We start from the raw sequence: 18302 nt of genomic DNA on the forward strand, positions 1-18302 counted from the left end.
TTAATTTCGAAAACTTTACTTTAACTTAGTACTGGATTAAAACTCAACCCTCTTTATTATTTGAATCAACCTTTATGATCACACGCCCTCAGTTACTAAAACTGATCTGTCTTTATTGTGCCGGATTATTGTTCTTAGGTAGTTCCGAATCCTGCGTATCGCCTAAGAAAATTGTATATTTCCAAGGAGACTCTCTGAGATACTCTGCCGGAGAAGTGGGACAGGTCTACACGCCTACGATTCAGAAAGGGGATATGCTTTCAATCATTGTGGGGAGTCTCAGCCAGGAAGCAAATGAGATCTTCAACGCGGCCAATCAGCGAAGTTCATCAAGTATGAGTTACGGAAGCAGCGGTGCCCCTTCCATGCAGCCATTCGGCTACCTGGTACGTAATGATGGCTGTGTAGAATTGCCAATGATCGGCAAGATCACCGTGGAGGGGCTCGAAACCGAAGCTGCCGCCGACCTGGTGCGCAAGAAGCTGAACCGCTATCTTAAAGAGCCGTCCGTAATCATTCACAATCTCAACTTCAAAGTCTCAGTGCTCGGCGAAGTAAACCGCCCCGCCGTCTACAACATTCCCAACGAAAAAATCACCCTGCCAGAGGTGCTGAGCCTCGCCGGAGACCTTACCATTTACGGGAGGCGCGAAAATATCATGATTATACGGGAGGAAAACGGCAAACGGGAATACGTCCGCGTAGACCTTACTTCCAGGGATATCTTCTCCTCTCCCTTTTACTATATGCATAAGAACGACCTGGTTTACATTGAGCCTACCAAGGCCAAGATGAGTGCCAATAACAGGGGTTTTCAAGTGGTTCCCATTGTGTTAGGCATCGTAACCGCGCTTAGTGTTGTATTATTCCGTTTCATTTAAAGATTGCTATACAGGCAACCGCACTTTATAACCTTAATGATATGAATTACAAAAACTCTACGCATCCTACCCAACTTCACGAGGGGCCTCGCGAAAAATTTGATCTTAAGGCTTATCTGCGCCGCTATCTGCACTATTGGTATTTGTTTTTCCTCACCATTCCTCTATGCCTGGGAGCAGCATACTTATACCTGATTATCACACAACCGACTTATATCTCCCAAACAACCCTGCTGATCAAAGACAATAAAACGCAGGTGGGGCCCGAGGAAACCATCATGAAGGAAATGTCTCAGTTCAATGGTAATAAAGTCCTTGAAAATGAGATTGGTATCCTCAAATCGCAATTGCTCATGGGAATGGTCGTGAAGCAGCTCAAACTGGACATTTCTTTCCAGACAAAAGACGGGCTGAAAACGATCGACCTGTATGGACAAAGCCCGATCAAGATTGATGCTCAGATCGTTACCGATTATGCTTATGCGCATCCGCTGATCATCAACACGGATAGTGCCGGATTTTTTCGCGTCAACAATGGGTCGGAATATTATCGCTTGGGCACACAAATACGCACGGCCTGGGGGCTTTTCTTTGTGCATAAAGTGATGGCTTCCGCTTATCCTGAGGTGGAGGTCCAGTTTCACAATCCGCAGTCATTGACCCGTGGCATGCTGGGCAGGCTCACGGTAGGTGTTCTTTACCCGCAAAGCACATTGCTGGAACTGAGTTTCGAAGATACCTCGGTTCAAAAGTCAAAAGATATTCTCAACAAGCTGCTTGACGTGTATGTGCAGTCATCTTTGAATGATAAAAACAGCGAAGCTTCCAACACACTTAAATTTATCGAAAGCCGCCTTGGGCTGATCACGGGAGAGCTTAGCGAGGTGGAGAAAGATGTTGAAGTTTACAAAAAATCAAAAGGACTTACCGACATAAGTGCTGAATCTCAGTTGTTTCTCGAAAACATCAAAGAGAATGACAGCAAGCTGAACGAGATCGAAACGCAGATAAAAGTACTGGAAAGCGTTGACCATTATATCCAGAATGCCGGAGAAGGCGCCCCTGCCCCGGCCACTTACATGATCGACGACCCGATCCTGGTATCCTTACTTACGAAATTTAACGATCTAAGCCTCCAGCGCGAGCGCTACGCAAGGATCACACAGGTGGAAAACCCTCTGTTTGAAACGGTTAACACGCAAATGGACCAGACCAGGCAGGCCATTCAGGAAAACGTCCAGAACCTTAAACGCGGGATGGCTGCTACCAAGGAAAACCTCAATGGTATCAACACCAAGTTTTCGTCTGGCCTGAGCAGCATTCCCAAGAAAGAAAGAGAATATGTAGGGATCAAAAGACAGCAGACCATTAAAGAAAATCTTTACCTGTATCTGCTCCAAAAAAGAGAAGAAACCGCACTGGCTTACGCTTCCACGGTGACAGACAGCCGGTTAATCGATGCCCCGATCTCTTCCTACATGCCTGTAAAACCCAAACGCTCGGTAATCTGGCTAGGCGCGGGATTGGCCGGCCTGGTGATCCCGCTGATCCTGATCAACCTGATTTTCATGCTGAACAGCACGGTGCAAAACCGGGAAGAGGTGGAGAGGATCACGCATACATCTATTCTTGCGGAAATCGGGATGATGAAAGGAAAAGGAAGGAACCCGGCCGAGTCCATCATCAAAGTTACCAGCAGAAGTGCCGTGGCTGAGCAATTCCGGGCGCTGCGCACCAACCTTCAATATATGGGGGATGGCAGCTGTCGAACCATTATGCTCACCTCTTCGATCAGCAGCGAAGGGAAAAGTTTTATCAGTATCAATCTTGCTGTAAGTCTGGCATCGTCGGATAAGCGGGTGATCCTCATCGGATTGGACCTTCGCAAACCCTCCCTGCACAACCGATTGGAAATTACAAACAAGAAGGGCGCATCCAATTACCTGGTTGGGCAGAAAAATCTTGATGAGCTTATCCAGCCGTCCGGCCTGCACCCTCAGTTTGATGTGTTGTCCTGCGGCCCTTTGCCTCCCAATCCGTCGGAATTACTAAGCAATGGCCGTTTACCCGAACTGATTGCCGAGCTGCGCGAGCGATATGATTACATTTTGATAGACTCACCACCTTACGGATTGGTAACGGACGCCGCACTGATCTCGGAACATGTGGACGCCACATTGTATGTCGTAAGATTCAATCACACGCTTCTGGATCACCTGAAACACATTAAGGAATTGCAGCGCACCAAACGGTTCGCTAATCTCAGCCTGATCTACAATGGTGTCGACTACGCCTTTGGCTACGGTTATGTGTATGGCTCAGGTGGAAATGCTTATGGATATCATACAGAAGATGTGCAGGACACCGGCTTCGGATTCAAAACCCTGAAGAAGCTGACCGGCATGTTTTGATAAAAATGGTAAAGACTTTGAGAAACGTATAAATAGCTACGTTATCAAATTAAGCGGAATGTTTATTTCGATGTGCAGTGCAACTGGGGGGTTGTGCGAAGGTTACATGCGAGAGTATTTTGGAAACGTCCGCTTTCGAATATGAGCGGTCGTCTGGATCCGTTTTGATTGCAGCTTTTAGAGGTAAATCAACAAGTAAAATGGGGATTTGTCTTGTCGTATTAACCATTAACCAGCTTGAAAAAACTTTCAGAACAAATACAGACGTACGCTGTTTATGACAAAGCAGTGAAATGGGGTAAGCTTATTGCGATCACCGGAGGAACGCAGGCGGCTGTTCAGGCAATGGGGCTGATAACAGGCATACTGATAATCAGGTTGTTGCCCATGAAAGAATATGCTTACTATACCATTGCTAACACGGTTTTAGGAACGATGATGGTACTTTCCGACAGTGGGATCAACAATGCGATCATCTCACAGGGCGGACCGGTATGGAAGGACAAGCAGCAATTGGGTACGGTTTTGTCGACGGGACTTTACCTCAGACGCAGATTTGCGGTGCTAAGCTTGTGTGTTTCGCTTCCCATACTGTTGTTTTTCCTGATCCATCAGGGAGCAGGATGGCCTACGAGTTTACTGATTGCGGCGGCATTGATCCCGGCATTTACTGCGGGGTTATCGGATTCGATCCTGGAAATCCCATCCAGGCTGCACCAGGACATCAAGTCCTTACAGGTGAACCAGTTGTTGGTAGGGATCGGACGCTTTGCACTGAGCATTCTCTCATTGTCCATTTTCCCCTGGACATTCATTTCATTGCTAGCCAATGGGATACCCAGGATTTGGGGCAATGTTAAGCTGAAACAGAATGCGGGCCGGTTCGCTGATTTCAGCAAACCGGTGGATGCGGCTGTGAATGCGGAGATGCTTAAAATGGTAAAACGGATTTTTCCGTTGACAGTCTACTATGCTTATTCCGGCCAGATTGTGATCTGGTTGGTTTCGCTTTCCGGTACCGCATTTGCGGTGGCACAGATAGGGGCCTTGGGCAGGATATCGATGGTTTTGAATTTTTTCAACGTCATGTTCGCAATCATGGTCATTCCTAGATTTGCGCGGTTAAATGCGGACCGGAATAAGCTCTTGTTGAGCTTTATGATGATTATGGGTGGACTTTTCATGTTTTCAATGCTGATTGTGCTCATTTCGTGGCTGTTCTCACCGGTAATCCTGTCTGTTTTGGGCAGGGAATATGCCGATCTGGAAACGGCGTTGGTGCTGAATATGGCAGGAAGTTCGCTGGCAATGATCAGCGGGGCAGTTTACGGGATCTATTCCAGCAGAGGATGGACCATACAGCCTTTCTTTTCTATTGGATTGAACCTGCTTACGGTGATTGCCGGCATTATGCTCCTTGACGTGTCAAACCTGAAAGGCGTTTTGATATTCAACATTATTGTAGCATTTGCCCAATTCCTGGTCAACACGGCTTTTTGCAGCTTTAAAATTTTGAAAACGAAGCATTTGGTAGCGGCAGAATGATAACCATGAGCCTGGTAACGATTTTTATATTGACCACATTTGGCCTGTTCATCGGCTACAATATGGGTTTGCGTATGTTTCCCGCCGTCCGTTACAAATCATACGACCGTATCGAGCGCTGTGAGGAATATGTGTATCAGGGTAATTATGACAGAGTTTTCGTAGGCTCAGGACTGATTGGCGAACTGGACCATTACCTGCCCTACGGAGCATTTAATTTATGCTTCCCGTATTCCGGGAGTTGTGCAGGGCTGGAAATCATTGCATTATCAGGCAAGGTGCCGGAAGTGGTTTTTATCGAGACAAACTATATTTTCAAAGGCCCGGACAAAGAACTTACAGGGGTTTTGGAAAAACAATGGAGAAAGATGAGGCGCATTGCCCCTGCTTTTTTGAAAAAAAACCGGCCCGATTCGCTGATCAAATTGGCGGTAAGGCATTTTTCCAATTCGGGGAGGCCGGAAATGGCAAGCCCGGATTTTGGGCGGCTGAATACGGAAGAGCTCGACCGATTTTATCGCATTTACAATGAACAGATTGACACACACCACTTTGAAAATATTTTAGAAGAACTGGGAAAGCATGTGGATTATATCCGCGCACAAGGCTGTCAGATCGTATTTTTTGAAATGCCCGTGCACAAGGACCTTTACCACACCCGATTGCTGGAATATCAGAGAAACACATTAAAAGCATTTTTTAATAATGAAAATGACCACTGGATCGAATCAGGCCAGGTACATGATTACCAGACCGTCGACGGCATTCACCTGACGAAGGAAAGCATGTATCGCTACGCCAATTTTTTGATCCATAATAAAAGGACCTTACTCACGTAACCCGTTAAAAATGAATATAGCTGTATGCACCCTTTTTGAAGGTCACTACCATTATGGTGTAGCCGCACTGGTCAATTCGTTGTCTAAAAACGGATTTTCCGGGCACATCTATGCCGGCTATAAAGGAAGCATTCCCGAGTGGGCTAACGGCAAAAGGGAAAAAGTGCTACAATGGGAAAATTGCAGCACGATAACCCCTGTGGAAGGGATTACAGTGCATTTCCTTCCCGTCAAAACCGAATTTCATCTTACCAATTATAAACCTGGCTTCGTCATTGAACTCATGGAGCAGGTTGCGGACGATGTGGCCGGCGTCTTCTATTTTGACCCGGACATTGTCATCAAATGCAGGTGGTCCTTTTACGAACAATGGCTCTCACTGGGCGTTCCGCTCGTGCACGAGATCACCAATAACGATATGCCTGCCACCCATCCGGTGCGGGTGCTATGGCGTGATTTGATCCGTAAAAATGACCTGGAAGTTACCAATCACATTCATTCTTATATCAATGCGGGTTTCTGGGGAATCAGCCGGGAGCACGTGGAATTTGCGCATTTATATAAAAAATTCGTAGAGATATCCGTGACAGATTATAACATGGATTTGAACGACTTCACTTTCGATCTGGACCGTACCAATCCGTTTTTTGCCAAGGACCAGGATGCCTTGAACATTGCCGCCATGTGCAGCCGGGTCCCGCTTAGCGAGTACGGCCCCGAAGCTATGGATTTTGTTCACGGCGGGAAGGTGATGTCGCACGCAACGGGCAGCCCAAAACCATGGAAAAAGAATTATATGCTGAGTTTTCTGAAAGGAAACCCACCGTCGCTTTCCGACCGCGCTTATTGGAATAATACCAATGATGCCGTCCGGCTTTATCCCGGTTATTATGTTGGATTGAAACAGCTGGAAATGAAAGTAGCGACTTTTCTGGGGAGATTTTACAAACGGTATTAACAAAAAAGTGATGAAAGGACTACTGTCAGAATTCAGATTGTACCTGTGCAACCACTGGATCAAACATATTCCAAGTAACCGGATCAGGCTGTGGTATTACCGTAATGTGATGCAGTTCAACATTGAAAACGGCAGTCACATTTTCATGGGCTGCACCTTTGATTCGGCAAAAAACCTGACCATAGGACGCAATTCGGTGGTCAACGCCAATTGCAGGATCGACAACCGCGGGACAATAGTGATCGGCGAGAATGTATCAATTTCAAATGAAGTATGCATCCTGACAGGAGATCACGACATGGATTCAGACGATTTCCTGGGGCGCGACCATCCGGTGAGTATCGGCAGTTATGCGTGGATCGGGACAAGAGCCATGATACTGCCGGGTGTGAACGTTGGAGAAGCGGCAGTGGTGGGCGCAGGCGCAGTAGTAACCAGGCATGTGCATCCGTTCGATGTGGTGGCTGGGGTTCCTGCCCGGAAAATACGCGAACGTGCCTTTAACAAGGCTTTTAAATATTCAAATGATTACAAAAGATTATTTCAGTAAGGAGTTTTCCAAATCAAAATGTCTATGCTGATTTCCATTTGTATACCCACTTATTCGCGTCTGGAATATCTGAAAAAATCGGTGCAGAGCTGCTTGGACCAGACCTATAAGCACATTGAGATATGCGTATCCCAGGATCCAAAAAAGGACGGGCCCGATCGTGAGATAATGGAATGGTGCCAGGAACAGGCGCAAAAAATCCCGTTTTTCACGTACAACCTGAATATTAACAACCTGGGACTGGCAGGGAACTGGAACGAATGTGTGCAGATCGCTTCCGGTAAATACATGATCATTATCGGGGACGACGATATCCTGATGCCCGACTTTATCCAGTCGCTTGCAGAGCAGCTGGAAGCAGAGCGTGCGGATGTAGCATTCAGCAATCAGTATTTTATTGATGAAGAAGGCAGGATCCTGCATGCATACACCGAAGAGGCCAATGCTACTTACCACCGCAATGACCTTCCTCCCGGACGCGTTTCGGACCCGGTAGCCACCGTTTTGAACAACAGTGTACCCATGTCGGCAGCATTGATCAGGCGTGACCTGCTTTTGAAATACCCCTTTGACACAAGCCTTAATACACCGGAATTTGAGGTTTTCCTGAAAATTGCCGTGAACGGCGGAAGCTTCACATATCATGCTGAAAAGCTCGCTTGTTACCGGGTTCACCCACTGGCAGCAACGTCGGGCGGCCTGACCATTGACAAGTTGCTCCGCAATGTGATCAGTATCGACGTGCCGTCCCGCTATCAGAAGCAAAAATTTGATTTCGTGTCATCCAAGCTGATCCCGGGCATTAACATGAGCCTGCGCAGAGGCGACAAGTCCCTGGCGCTCGCATTTATGAAGAGCCCGTATTATCCAAAAAACAAAATGCATATCAGACTGGCACAAGCGATGATCTCGACTTTGCCATCCTGGGCTATACAAAGAATTTTATAACTGCCTGAAATGAAGATACTGTTCATTTGCCCATCCCTTGAAGAAGGATCTGACGGCGTCGGAGACTATGCACGCCGCATGTCGTCCGAGGTGATCAGGGCGGGCCACCATGCATCTATCATTGCGCTGAATGACATGCACCTGGCCCCGCAGCAGCAAGAGCGTATTCAGTATGACCGCGGGCTGGCGATCAGGGTTTTGAGGCTTTCCAGCCGCCTTTCCTGGGGCGAGCGGATCACATTGGCAGGTAACTTTATCCGTCTGGCCAGGCCCGACTGGATCAGCTTACAATATGTGCCTTATGGGTTTCAAAAAAAGGGATTACCATTTGGTCTGGGCGGATCATTGAAAAAAATCACCGCTGGTATTCCATGCCACATCATGTTTCACGAAATGTGGGTAGGCATTACCAGGCTTTCACCATTGAAACACAAGCTTTACGGATTTTTCCAAACCCGGATCGCAAGAGAAATGGTAAGGAAGCTTAATCCACGCATTATCACAACCAGCAACAGGCTCTATCAGCTTGTGCTCGAAAATAAGCAGATCGAGGCGGGTATACTGCCGCTTTTCAGCAACATTTCGCTAATGCCAAAAGACGCGCAGTTTGCCGATTCTGTTTATAGGCAGCTTGGAATATTACAGCACGAGCGCCAAAATTATGTGGTCATCGGATTGTTCGGAAGCCTTTATCCGGGTTGTGATCTGGAAAGCACGATCCGGGATCAATATCAGGCCGCACTCTCAGTGGGTAAGAAACTCGCTTTTATTGCATTCGGACGCATTGGCGCGAAGGATGCATACGAAAAATTGAAAACTGAGTTTGAGAACCAGGTAACATTTGCCAACCTGGGCGAGTTGCCGGAAGCCCGGGTTTCCACCGTGCTGCAATTACTTGACAAAGCTATATCCGGCACGCCGCGACAGCATTATGGCAAAAGCGGGGTGTACGCAGCCATGAAATTGCACAAGCTCGAAGTACTGACCTCTTCGTGGAGCTCTATTCCGGAATACGATAGCCAGATCAGCGCTTATAATGATTTTCTGGAAGAAAGAGACCCTGAGGAATGGAGCACACAGTTCGTTTCAAATGAATTCCTGAACATGTTAGTCAATAGCAACTCAAAAGCAACAGTGCCAAAATTAACGTAATTGATATGGATCGTTTTCTTACAATTGACTCAAAGAAGGGCGGTAACGGGGATATATGGATGCGCCTGGTAGGCTTTTACGCCGTCGCCGATCTGCTTCCCGGTTTCAAGTTGCGGATATGCATTCCCTCCTATTTTGGAACACTGGCCGAATTTGCTTTTGGCGACAAGCTTATCATTGTAACGGACAATTCCTGTAAGTCAGACCTGGAATACACCAATTTGGGAATCAGGCATTTATATAAAGATTTATTAAAAGGAAAACGGTTCATTTCGCCTTATCAGCGGTCTGTTATACATGATAAGAAGAAGAAAGTATTTAAAGATTATGTCAACACCTGGATCTTCAATGCAGCAGACCAACTGGGCATTGTTCAAATTCCGGCTGCAAGATGGATCTCCGTCTATCAAGGCTATTTAGACATTATCGGGATCAAAAAGCTGAGACACATTTCCTATGATGATTTTACCGATCAGGTGGAAAAGAACCATCCGCGGCTGGTTGAGAAATTCCTGACGCCGGTTCCGGCTTCCAAAGACCTCAATATTCCTGAGGACTTGCATGAGCACATTGTTATTTTCCCAAATGGAACAGGCAGACAGTTCGTCCCGCTCTGGTGGGCAAAGAAACATATGCCGGACGCTTACTATGCCTTTTTTGCTAATGATAACTATGCTGAAACATTCAAGAACGCCGGGTTAAAAACCATACGGTTTTTCCGGTCCGAAGACATTGTCAGACTAGCCCAGGAAGCAAGATGGACGATCAGCACGGACAGCTTTCCGTCGCACTTGCTGCAAACGGCTATGAACAAATGCACCATTCTGGTCACCGGAACTTTGAAAGGCAGGATCGTGTCACCCGCATTTAAAGGAAAAGTGGTTGACGCGGATGCAATCTGCCATCCCTGTCTGCACCTGGCCAGAGACTTGCATCCACTTTGTGCAGCCGGTCACAGTGAATGTATCAACTGGCACATGCACACATATACGTCCAATATTCTGAAATCGGTATACGAGCTCGCTGGCCATTCCTAACCCATTTGAAAATGAAAATTTCCGTTTGCATTCCCACCTACAACCAAGCGGCCTACATCGGGCTTACCATACGTAGCGTAATGGTGCAAACCTTATTGCCCGACGAGATCATCGTATCAGATGATCGCAGCACCGACAACACCCGCGAAATACTGGAAAATCTTGCCGCTGAAATCGGCATCCTGACCATTATCCACCAACCAAGCAACAAAGGGATCGCGGGCAACACCGACGCCTGCCTGCGTGCGGCGACGGGCGATTACATTGTTAAGCTTGATTCTGATGATGCACTTTTGCCCGACTACATCAAAACACTTTCAGCATTGCTGACCGAGCATCCGCAGGCAGGTTACGCGCATGCGGCAGTTCGCGAAATAGATCACAATGGCCACGCCGGTGAACCCAGAAGGCTCCTGCGGGGCGCAGGATTCGTCACCAGTGAAGATGCATTGAAATCCGCATTGAAAGGTTATCGGGTTGCCGCAAACATATTGATGTTTAGAAAAAAGGCGCTTGAAAAAGTAGATTACATCCAATGCACGCAGGATTTTGCGGAGGATTATTTCCTGTCGGTATGCATTGCAAAAGCAGGGTATGGTAATGTTTATAGTCCCAAAATCCTCTCAGCCTACCGGGTTTGGACGGATCAGGGGAATGTACGAAAGCGACGTAAACTGGCGGAGATCAATGGTCTGAATGCTGTTTTAAGCAATGCAATTACGCCTGCTTTTGAACAGCGCGCCTGGGATTTAAAACCTGTCCTGCGCGCAAAGCAGCATTTCGCTATCACGCATTCAGGATGCCTTTCTTGGGAAGTTTATAACAAAGAAGAAAAGAGAGAGCTGGAAAATGCGATTCTGAAACTATCGTCCGCACCCGCGACAAAATTTCATATATGGAGCCATAAAAATGGTTTTGGAAGGGTGCTCGAAGTGTATCAAAATTCCGCTGCGACAATCAAAAAACACGTTAAAAAACTGATTTTAACCAAGTCACAAACCCGATGAAAGTGCTTGTCTCACATCCTACCGGTAATGCAAATGTACGTGCAATCGCGAAGGGTTTTGCCGAAGCCGGCAACCTCCATCGCTTTTACACAACCATTGCCTCATTCCCGGATTCGGCCATGGATAAGCTCGCCCGCCTGCCCGGATTAGCGGAGCTGAAAAGAAGGAATTTCGATACCGCATTGCAGGGCCACACACGCACCTATCCATGGTTTGAACTGGGTAGAATGATCAGCAATAAAATGGGTATCAAGTCACTTACAGCCCATGAGTCCGGCGTGTTTTGTATTGATAAAGTGTATCACAGGCTCGATAAATATGTTGCTTCGCAGTTGCCCGGCCTTCAAAAACATGGGCTAACGGTTGTCTATGCCTATGAAGATGGTGCGCTGGAAACGTTCAGACAAGCCAAAAAGCTGGGAATAACGTGTGTTTATGAACTGCCGATCGCTTTCTGGGAAACCAGCCGCAAATTATTGCTGGAAGAGGCCGCAAGACTTCCCGAATGGTCCGGGACACTCGCCGGCGGCATCACCGATTCGCAGCGAAAACTACAACGCAAAAGTATGGAGCTAGAACTGGCTGACATTATCGTTACTCCCGGAAGCTTCGTCGCCGATTCGCTCGGGTCACTTGCTGGTGACAAAAAAATGATTGTATCGCCTTTTGGCTCACCGGAAAACAATTTTTCAACCAAAAAAACAGCGCGTAATAACCGTCCGCTGCGCGTTCTGTTTGCAGGGAGCATGGGACAGCGAAAAGGATTGGCGGATCTTTTTGAAGCAATTAAAATACTGGACAGCAAAGAAATAGAACTGGTGGTGCTGGGAAGCTTACTGCGTGAATTACCCTTTTACCGGCAGCAACTTCCCGATTTCACTTACGAACCCACCCGCCCTCACGCGGACGTGCTGAGCCTGATGCGCAGCTGTGATGTTTTTTGCCTGCCGTCAATCGTCGAAGGGCGCGCGCTGGTGATCCAGGAGGCCATGAGCCAGGGCTTGCCCGTTATTATCACATCCAATACAGGCGGAAAAGACCTTGTCATCGAAGGTGAAACCGGCTTCGAAGTGCCGATACGGAGTCCGAATGCCATTGCTGAAAAGCTCCGGTGGTTTCTGGAAAATCCTGGCGAACTGGATCAAATGAGCATTAATGCACAGCGGCATGCGGCCAGTTACTCATGGGCTGGTTACACAAACAAGATCATTCTTGAAATAGAAAAATATCAGAACAAAAACTGCGTAGCACATGATTCAAACCACTACCTGGGATAGCTATATTGAAATGGAAGAGGAAATGAACCCGGAAATACTTCGGCAGCAGAAGGTTTTGTCCCACATTAAAAAAGGGATCTGGCTTTATTTCTGGCTGTTGATCCTGGAAGGAGCGTTGCGCAAGTGGGTGTTTCCCAGCCTCGCCACGCCCCTGCTGATCGTGCGCGACCCTGTCGCGATCATTGTACTGTTCCTGGCTTTCAGAGAAGGCATTTTTACAAGTAATGCCTACACCATTATTGCCCTGCTGGTCACCTTTGTCTCGTTTCTGCTCACGCTTTTCGTGGGCCATGGCGATGTTACAGTGGCCGTTTATGGCGCAAGGATCATGCTCATCCAGTTCCCGCTCCTGTTTGTAATCGGGATCGTTTTTACTTACGAGGATGTGATCAGGATCGGCCGTGTGCTGCTTATGATTACGCCATTTATGACCATTCTCATGGCGATGCAGTTTTACAGCCCGCAATCCGCCTGGGTCAATCGTGGGATCGGCGGTGACATTACTGGCGGAGGTTTTAGCGGAGCAATGGGTTTTTTCAGACCGCCGGGCACTTTTTCCTTCATTACTGGCCTGGCTTCTTTTTACGGTTTTGTTGCCATTTATGTCGTGTTCTTCTGGCTCGATAAATCCAGACAGGTTAACCGCTGGCTGTTGGTGGTTGCTACGGGCTGTATGCTCGCTGCAATTCCCATGTCGATCAGCCGTACGCTTCTTTTTGAAGTGGTGCTGGCTTTCTTATTTGGTTTGCTGGCCGCATCACGTCAGCCGGCATACATGCCGCGCATGGCCGGGACTTTGGTTGCGGGAATTATCCTTTTTGTGCTGTTGTCCAACTTTGGCTTTTTTCAAACAGCCACCGAAGCATTCATTTCCCGCTTCGAGTCTGCCGACCGGGTCGAGGGCGGGTTGAAAGGAACATTAGGCGACCGTTTTTTAGGCGGTATGGTCACCGCCGTGACAGAAACTACCGAACAGTCGCTTTTCGTAGGCAAAGGACTTGGCATGGGCACCAATGCAGGCGCCAAGCTGATGACCGGAACCAATCGTTTCCTGATCTCAGAAGGAGAATGGGGACGCATTATCGGCGAAATGGGGCTTGTACTGGGGCTGGCAACGATCCTGCTTCGCGTGCACCTGATCGCCAGCATGACGATCAACGCGGTTCGCGCATTGCGCGCAGAAAATTTCCTGCCCTGGATGCTGATCGGCTTTTCGCTGGTCAACATTCTGCAAGGCCAGTGGGCACAGCCTGCTTCCCTTGGCTTTGCCGTGCTTTCGGGCGGACTGATCCTGGCGGCGCTGAAAGGCCCGGAATATGATGACGACTTTGAAATAGAGCATTTAGAAACCGAAGAAGTTCCTTTATAAAACCCACTACTCATCGTTCACCTCGTTAATGTCATGAACATTGTTTTCTTTTCGCACCCGGTTTTTCTGGGCTCTATCAGCACCCAACGCTACGCCAAATGGCTGGTGGAGGGAATGAGACAGCGCGGTCACCAGGTGCAGTTATGGGTTCCGGAGCCGAAGTGCTTTAACACGCCCGGCCCCGCCAATTTCAAAAAATGGATGGGCTATATTGATCAGTACGTCCTCTTTCCCCGTCAGGTCAAGAAGCTGATCTGCAAGCAACCAACAGACACACTCTACGTGCTCACCGATCATTCACTTGGCCTGTGGGTGCCATTGATCCGGGACCATAACCACATTGTGCACTGCCATGACTTCCTGGCCCAGTTTTCGGCCATGGGCCTGATTCCCGAAAATAAGATCGGCTGGAGTGGCAGAAAGTATCAGGAATTGATCCGCAAAGGGTTTCTTAAGGCAAAGAATTTTATATCGATCTCCGAAAAAACACGGAATGACCTGCACAACCTGCTCGGCGGCCAACCCGCTGTTTCTGAAATGGTTTACAACGGCCTTGTGCAGCCATACACCCCATCTGACAATCCGGCTGACGCATTGCTGTCATTGCAAACGGAAACCGGCATTGATCTGAAAGACGGCTATTTGCTGCACGTGGGGGGCAATCAGTGGAATAAAAACCGTAAGGGAGTTATAGAAATTTATTCCAAATGGCGTGTAAAATTCAGGAATCAAAAACCGCTTCTGATGATAGGCCCTGAACCGGACGAAGCGATCAGAAAAGCACATGCGCGCTCGGCTTACCGAGATGACATTCACTTTTTAGTTGACAAGGCAGATTCATTTGTGACGCTTGCCTACCAGGCAGCAAGTGCATTTCTTTTTCCTTCCCTGGCGGAAGGATTTGGCTGGCCAATCGCAGAAGCAATGTCCAGTGGCACACCGGTGCTTACAACCGATGAAGCACCCATGACAGAAGTAGCGGGCGGCGCTGCCTTATTTATCGACAGGCGACCGGCTGATGAACGAAAGGCCGAAGCCTGGGCCACCGATGCTGCGAAAGTGCTGGAAAAGTTGCTGTCGTACGACCTCGATGAGAGGACGCAGCTAGTAACGCAAGGATTACTGAATGTGAAGCGCTTCAATAGTGAGATTACGATTGACAAGATCGAGAAGATTTACCTGTCCCTGGCAGGAAATGCTGCCAAACCTGTTTCACTTAACTACAACTCTGATGTTTCAGCATAATATTAACGATTCAGACCCATACAAACGTCCCGTATTTTCAGTGGGCAACAAAATCATCAGGGTGCTCTGGAAAGCGTCCTGGTTGCTGCTTTGCTCCTGGACCCCCGCCCCTTTTCACGCATGGCGGGTATTGATTCTGCGTATGTTTGGCGCAAAACTTGGTAAGGCTAATTTTATTTATCCCGATTGCAAAATATGGGCTCCATGGCTTTTGGAAACAGAGGATGTAGTTACTATCGGCCCTAATGTAGAGATCTACAACCCCGGCGGCGTTTACCTCGGACATCATTCGATCCTTTCGCAGCACGCCTTTCTTTGTGGTGCCACGCACGATTACAATCATCTTGATTTTACCTACATAAAAAAGAAGATCTACATCTCCTCCTATGCCTGGATCTGCTCAAAAGCCATTGTGCTTCCGGGTGTGCGCTGTGGAGAAGGAAGTGTCCTGGGCGCAGGTTCGATTACTTCTAAGAACCTGGATCCATGGATGGTATATACCGGAAACCCAGCCCAATGTATCAGACAACGCAATAATTTCCTCCTAGAAAATGAACTTGACCCATCCCTTTAACATGCTCTACGATCTCTGCATTGCCGGAAGCGGTCCGGCCGGTATCATAACGGGACTGGAATACAGCCGGCTCAATCCCGGCAAAAAAATCCTGATCGTGGAATACGGCCACGCTGGCAAAAACAACCGGAATTCACTGGACGATTCTATCAAAGTCCACAATGATGTAAACCATTACGGCCCTTACGAATGCACCAACAAAGGACTTGGCGGCACCTCGGCAACGTGGGGCGGAAGGTGCGTCATGTATGACGAAATTGACTTCATGGAGCGTGGCGTCACAGGTGACGACTGCACCTGGGGAATAGATATATTAAAAGACCTGACCCCGTATCTTCCCAAAACGGCCGAATACTTCGAATGCGGAGAACCCGTTTTCAATCTGAACGAGATCAAGGAATTCAAGAACACCCACATTGCGGAAGGATTCGAGGAAGGTTTTGTCACTGATTCGGTGATCGAGCGATGGAGCATGCCGACGCGGTTCGGGAAACGTTATTCCGACCAGTTGAAGGCGTCGCGGGACATTCACATTCTGGAAGGTTACGAGTTCAGGGATTTCAAAGCGCCGGACGAAGCGGGTAAAGTAACGTCTGCCATCATCCGGAATGTGCTCACCCGGCAACGACTGGAAATCACAGCCATGAAATTTGTGCTGGCATCGGGCGCACAGGAAACAACCCGCATATTGCTACGTAACAAACAACTATTTAGGAACCTGGACGCGGTTCCGGCTGCTTTGGGACATTATTATCAGGGCCACATTTCAGGGAAGATCGCTTCGGTTGTTTTTAACGGGAATCCTAATAAAACGGATTACGGATTTATGAAAAGCCGGGATAACACATATATCCGGCGACGCTTTCAGTTTACACCGGACTTTTTGAAAGAAAACAATTTGCTAAATACCGCCATATGGCTGGATAACCCGCTTTATTACAATCCACTGCACCGGAGCGGGGCCATGTCGTTCATGTATCTGGCGATGATCACGCCGATTTTAGGCAAAAAGCTTGCGCCGCCGGCGATTGCGCAGTCTATTACAAAAGGAAAAAGAACGGGGATCAATGGGCATATCCTCAACATCCTGCGCGAATTACCCCATTCTCTGCTGACGCCTGCGGCAATTTTTTACAAAAGGTATTTACTCAAAAGAAAGCTTCCGGGCGTGTTCCTGTTTTCACCGGAGAACAAATACGCGCTTCACTTCCACTCCGAACAGGTGCCCCATTACGAAAACCGGCTGTATCTGGACGAGGACCAGGAAACATTGCACATTGACTACGGGCTAACAGATGATGATATCAATTCGGTTATCAAAACACACCAGGCGCTGGACAGCTGGCTGCAAAAATGCGGATGCGGAAAGCTCACTTACTGGTATGAAGAAGATCAATTATATGACGCGATCAAAAATATGTCCAGGGACGGCATGCATCAGTCGGGAACAACCAGAATGGCGGACAGCCCGCGGAAAGGAGTCGTTGACAGCAACCTGAAATTGTGGGGAACGAGTAATGTTTACGTTTGCAGCAGTTCCGTATGCCCCACCTCAGGCCAGGCTAATCCGACTTTCCTGCTCGGGGCATTCGCATGTCGCCTTGCTAAACACTTAATGATGAACTGATGAGAAAAATTGAATTGGTCGAAGGTATCCATTCTTCGGTGCTTGGATTAGGATGTGCGCCGGTACTGGGATCCATTGACTCCAAAAAATGCCGCAGGGCACTCAGCCTGGCTTTTGAACACGGCATAACACACTATGATCTGGCGCGGTCCTATGGATTCGGCGATGCAGAAGGACTGGTGGGCGGGGTATTTAAAAATCACCGGGACAAGATTGTGCTGGCCAGCAAATTTGGCATAAAAGCAGACTGGAAAGCGAGCCTGTTGCGTCCTATGAAGCCGATTGTACGCGTTTTACGAGGTTCAGAAAAAAAGCAGGATGCCGATTTGCCCCCCAAGCAAAGCAACGGGAAAACTGCTTCGGATTTGTTGTTTAAAAGGGTGGAGATAAACAGCATGGAAATGCGAAAAAGCCTGGACGAGAGTTTGAAAGCATTAAAAACCGATTATCTCGACTATTTCCTGGTCCACGAACCATTGAAAAGCATAACCAACATTGATGAGCTCTGCGAAATGGCCATGCGACTGAAAGCAAGTGGCAAAATACGCGCATTCGGATTGGCCTATATGCAATCTCAGAAACACCTGCACGAATCGTATTTTGACCGTTTTGACATTCTGCAATTCAATAGTCCGCCGGGCGTTGCGGCCTATCGCAAGCTCGCGGAAGAGCGCTCAGAGCGACCCAACATTATCTTTTCACCCCTGCGGGGCGGAACCTGGGACATGAGCCCCGGCGAAAAGATTAAAAAGCTGGTCCACGATTTCCCTAATAGTGTCACTTTATGTTCCATGTTCAGCGAAGCCCACTTGAAAGAAAACGTTGAACTGGTTTAACAATCATTGCTTCAAACCACCCATTAATTATTTATTAACAAATGTA

16 protein-coding genes are annotated in these 18302 nt (G+C 48.0%); all 16 read left to right on the plus strand.

The genetic code is table 11. The annotated features are described in order from the left end of the window. Positions 1 to 74: 74 nt before the first annotated feature. Positions 75 to 881 (plus strand): polysaccharide biosynthesis/export family protein, encoded by an 807-nt coding sequence (locus NFI81_RS11370; RefSeq protein ID WP_234612321.1) that lies wholly within the window; start codon positions 75 to 77, stop codon positions 879 to 881. A 41-nt stretch (positions 882 to 922) separates the two neighbouring features. Continuing rightward, positions 923 to 3292 carry a GumC family protein gene (locus NFI81_RS11375; RefSeq protein ID WP_234612320.1) on the plus strand — a complete coding sequence of 790 codons (2370 nt, stop codon included), beginning with the start codon at positions 923 to 925 and terminating at the stop codon, positions 3290 to 3292. A gap of 237 nt (positions 3293 to 3529) precedes the next feature. Next, on the plus strand, positions 3530 to 4837 hold the full coding sequence (locus tag NFI81_RS11380) for a lipopolysaccharide biosynthesis protein (RefSeq protein ID WP_234612319.1): 1308 nt from the start codon (positions 3530 to 3532) through the stop codon (positions 4835 to 4837). A gap of 5 nt (positions 4838 to 4842) precedes the next feature. Further along, positions 4843 to 5676: a hypothetical protein gene (locus tag NFI81_RS11385; RefSeq protein ID WP_234612318.1), complete on the plus strand. Its 834-nt coding sequence runs from the start codon at positions 4843 to 4845 to the stop codon at positions 5674 to 5676. Positions 5677 to 5686: 10 nt separating this feature from the next. Continuing rightward, positions 5687 to 6634, plus strand: coding sequence for a hypothetical protein (locus NFI81_RS11390; RefSeq protein ID WP_234612317.1), 948 nt, complete (start codon positions 5687 to 5689; stop codon positions 6632 to 6634). 10 nt (positions 6635 to 6644) lie between these two features. Further along, a complete protein-coding gene (locus NFI81_RS11395; protein ID WP_234612316.1) occupies positions 6645 to 7184 on the plus strand; it encodes an acyltransferase in 540 nt (179 codons plus the stop codon). A 24-nt stretch (positions 7185 to 7208) separates the two neighbouring features. Continuing rightward, a complete protein-coding gene (locus NFI81_RS11400; RefSeq protein WP_234612315.1) occupies positions 7209 to 8132 on the plus strand; it encodes a glycosyltransferase family 2 protein in 924 nt (307 codons plus the stop codon). Positions 8133 to 8141: 9 nt separating this feature from the next. Then, complete coding sequence (locus NFI81_RS11405) at positions 8142 to 9284, plus strand: glycosyltransferase family protein (protein WP_234612314.1); 1143 nt, start codon at positions 8142 to 8144, stop codon at positions 9282 to 9284. A 5-nt stretch (positions 9285 to 9289) separates the two neighbouring features. After that, complete coding sequence (locus NFI81_RS11410) at positions 9290 to 10321, plus strand: hypothetical protein (protein WP_234612313.1); 1032 nt, start codon at positions 9290 to 9292, stop codon at positions 10319 to 10321. Positions 10322 to 10332: 11 nt separating this feature from the next. Further along, entirely contained in the window at positions 10333 to 11328 is a 996-nt protein-coding gene (locus NFI81_RS11415) for a glycosyltransferase family 2 protein (RefSeq protein WP_234612312.1), read from the plus strand. Next, positions 11325 to 12605 (plus strand): glycosyltransferase family 4 protein, encoded by a 1281-nt coding sequence (locus NFI81_RS11420; protein WP_234612311.1) that lies wholly within the window; start codon positions 11325 to 11327, stop codon positions 12603 to 12605. The genes NFI81_RS11415 and NFI81_RS11420 overlap by 4 nt, the downstream gene beginning before the upstream one ends. Beyond that, positions 12580 to 13974, plus strand: coding sequence for an O-antigen ligase family protein (locus NFI81_RS11425; protein WP_234612310.1), 1395 nt, complete (start codon positions 12580 to 12582; stop codon positions 13972 to 13974). Before NFI81_RS11420 ends, NFI81_RS11425 begins: the two co-directional genes overlap by 26 nt. A 33-nt stretch (positions 13975 to 14007) precedes the next feature. Continuing rightward, positions 14008 to 15219 (plus strand): glycosyltransferase family 4 protein, encoded by a 1212-nt coding sequence (locus NFI81_RS11430; RefSeq protein WP_234612309.1) that lies wholly within the window; start codon positions 14008 to 14010, stop codon positions 15217 to 15219. After that, complete coding sequence (locus NFI81_RS11435) at positions 15206 to 15793, plus strand: LbetaH domain-containing protein (RefSeq protein WP_234612308.1); 588 nt, start codon at positions 15206 to 15208, stop codon at positions 15791 to 15793. The genes NFI81_RS11430 and NFI81_RS11435 overlap by 14 nt, the downstream gene beginning before the upstream one ends. Beyond that, the gene (locus tag NFI81_RS11440; RefSeq protein ID WP_234612307.1) at positions 15771 to 17420 is read left to right on the plus strand and encodes a GMC oxidoreductase; all 1650 of its coding nucleotides are present in this window, start codon (positions 15771 to 15773) and stop codon (positions 17418 to 17420) included. The genes NFI81_RS11435 and NFI81_RS11440 overlap by 23 nt, the downstream gene beginning before the upstream one ends. Continuing rightward, positions 17420 to 18256, plus strand: a complete 837-nt coding sequence (locus NFI81_RS11445; protein WP_234612306.1) for an aldo/keto reductase — start codon at positions 17420 to 17422, stop codon at positions 18254 to 18256. The genes NFI81_RS11440 and NFI81_RS11445 overlap by 1 nt, the downstream gene beginning before the upstream one ends. Positions 18257 to 18302 lie beyond the last annotated feature (46 nt).

Source organism: Dyadobacter fanqingshengii, from assembly GCF_023822005.2.
GTDB lineage: Bacteria > Bacteroidota > Bacteroidia > Cytophagales > Spirosomataceae > Dyadobacter > Dyadobacter fanqingshengii.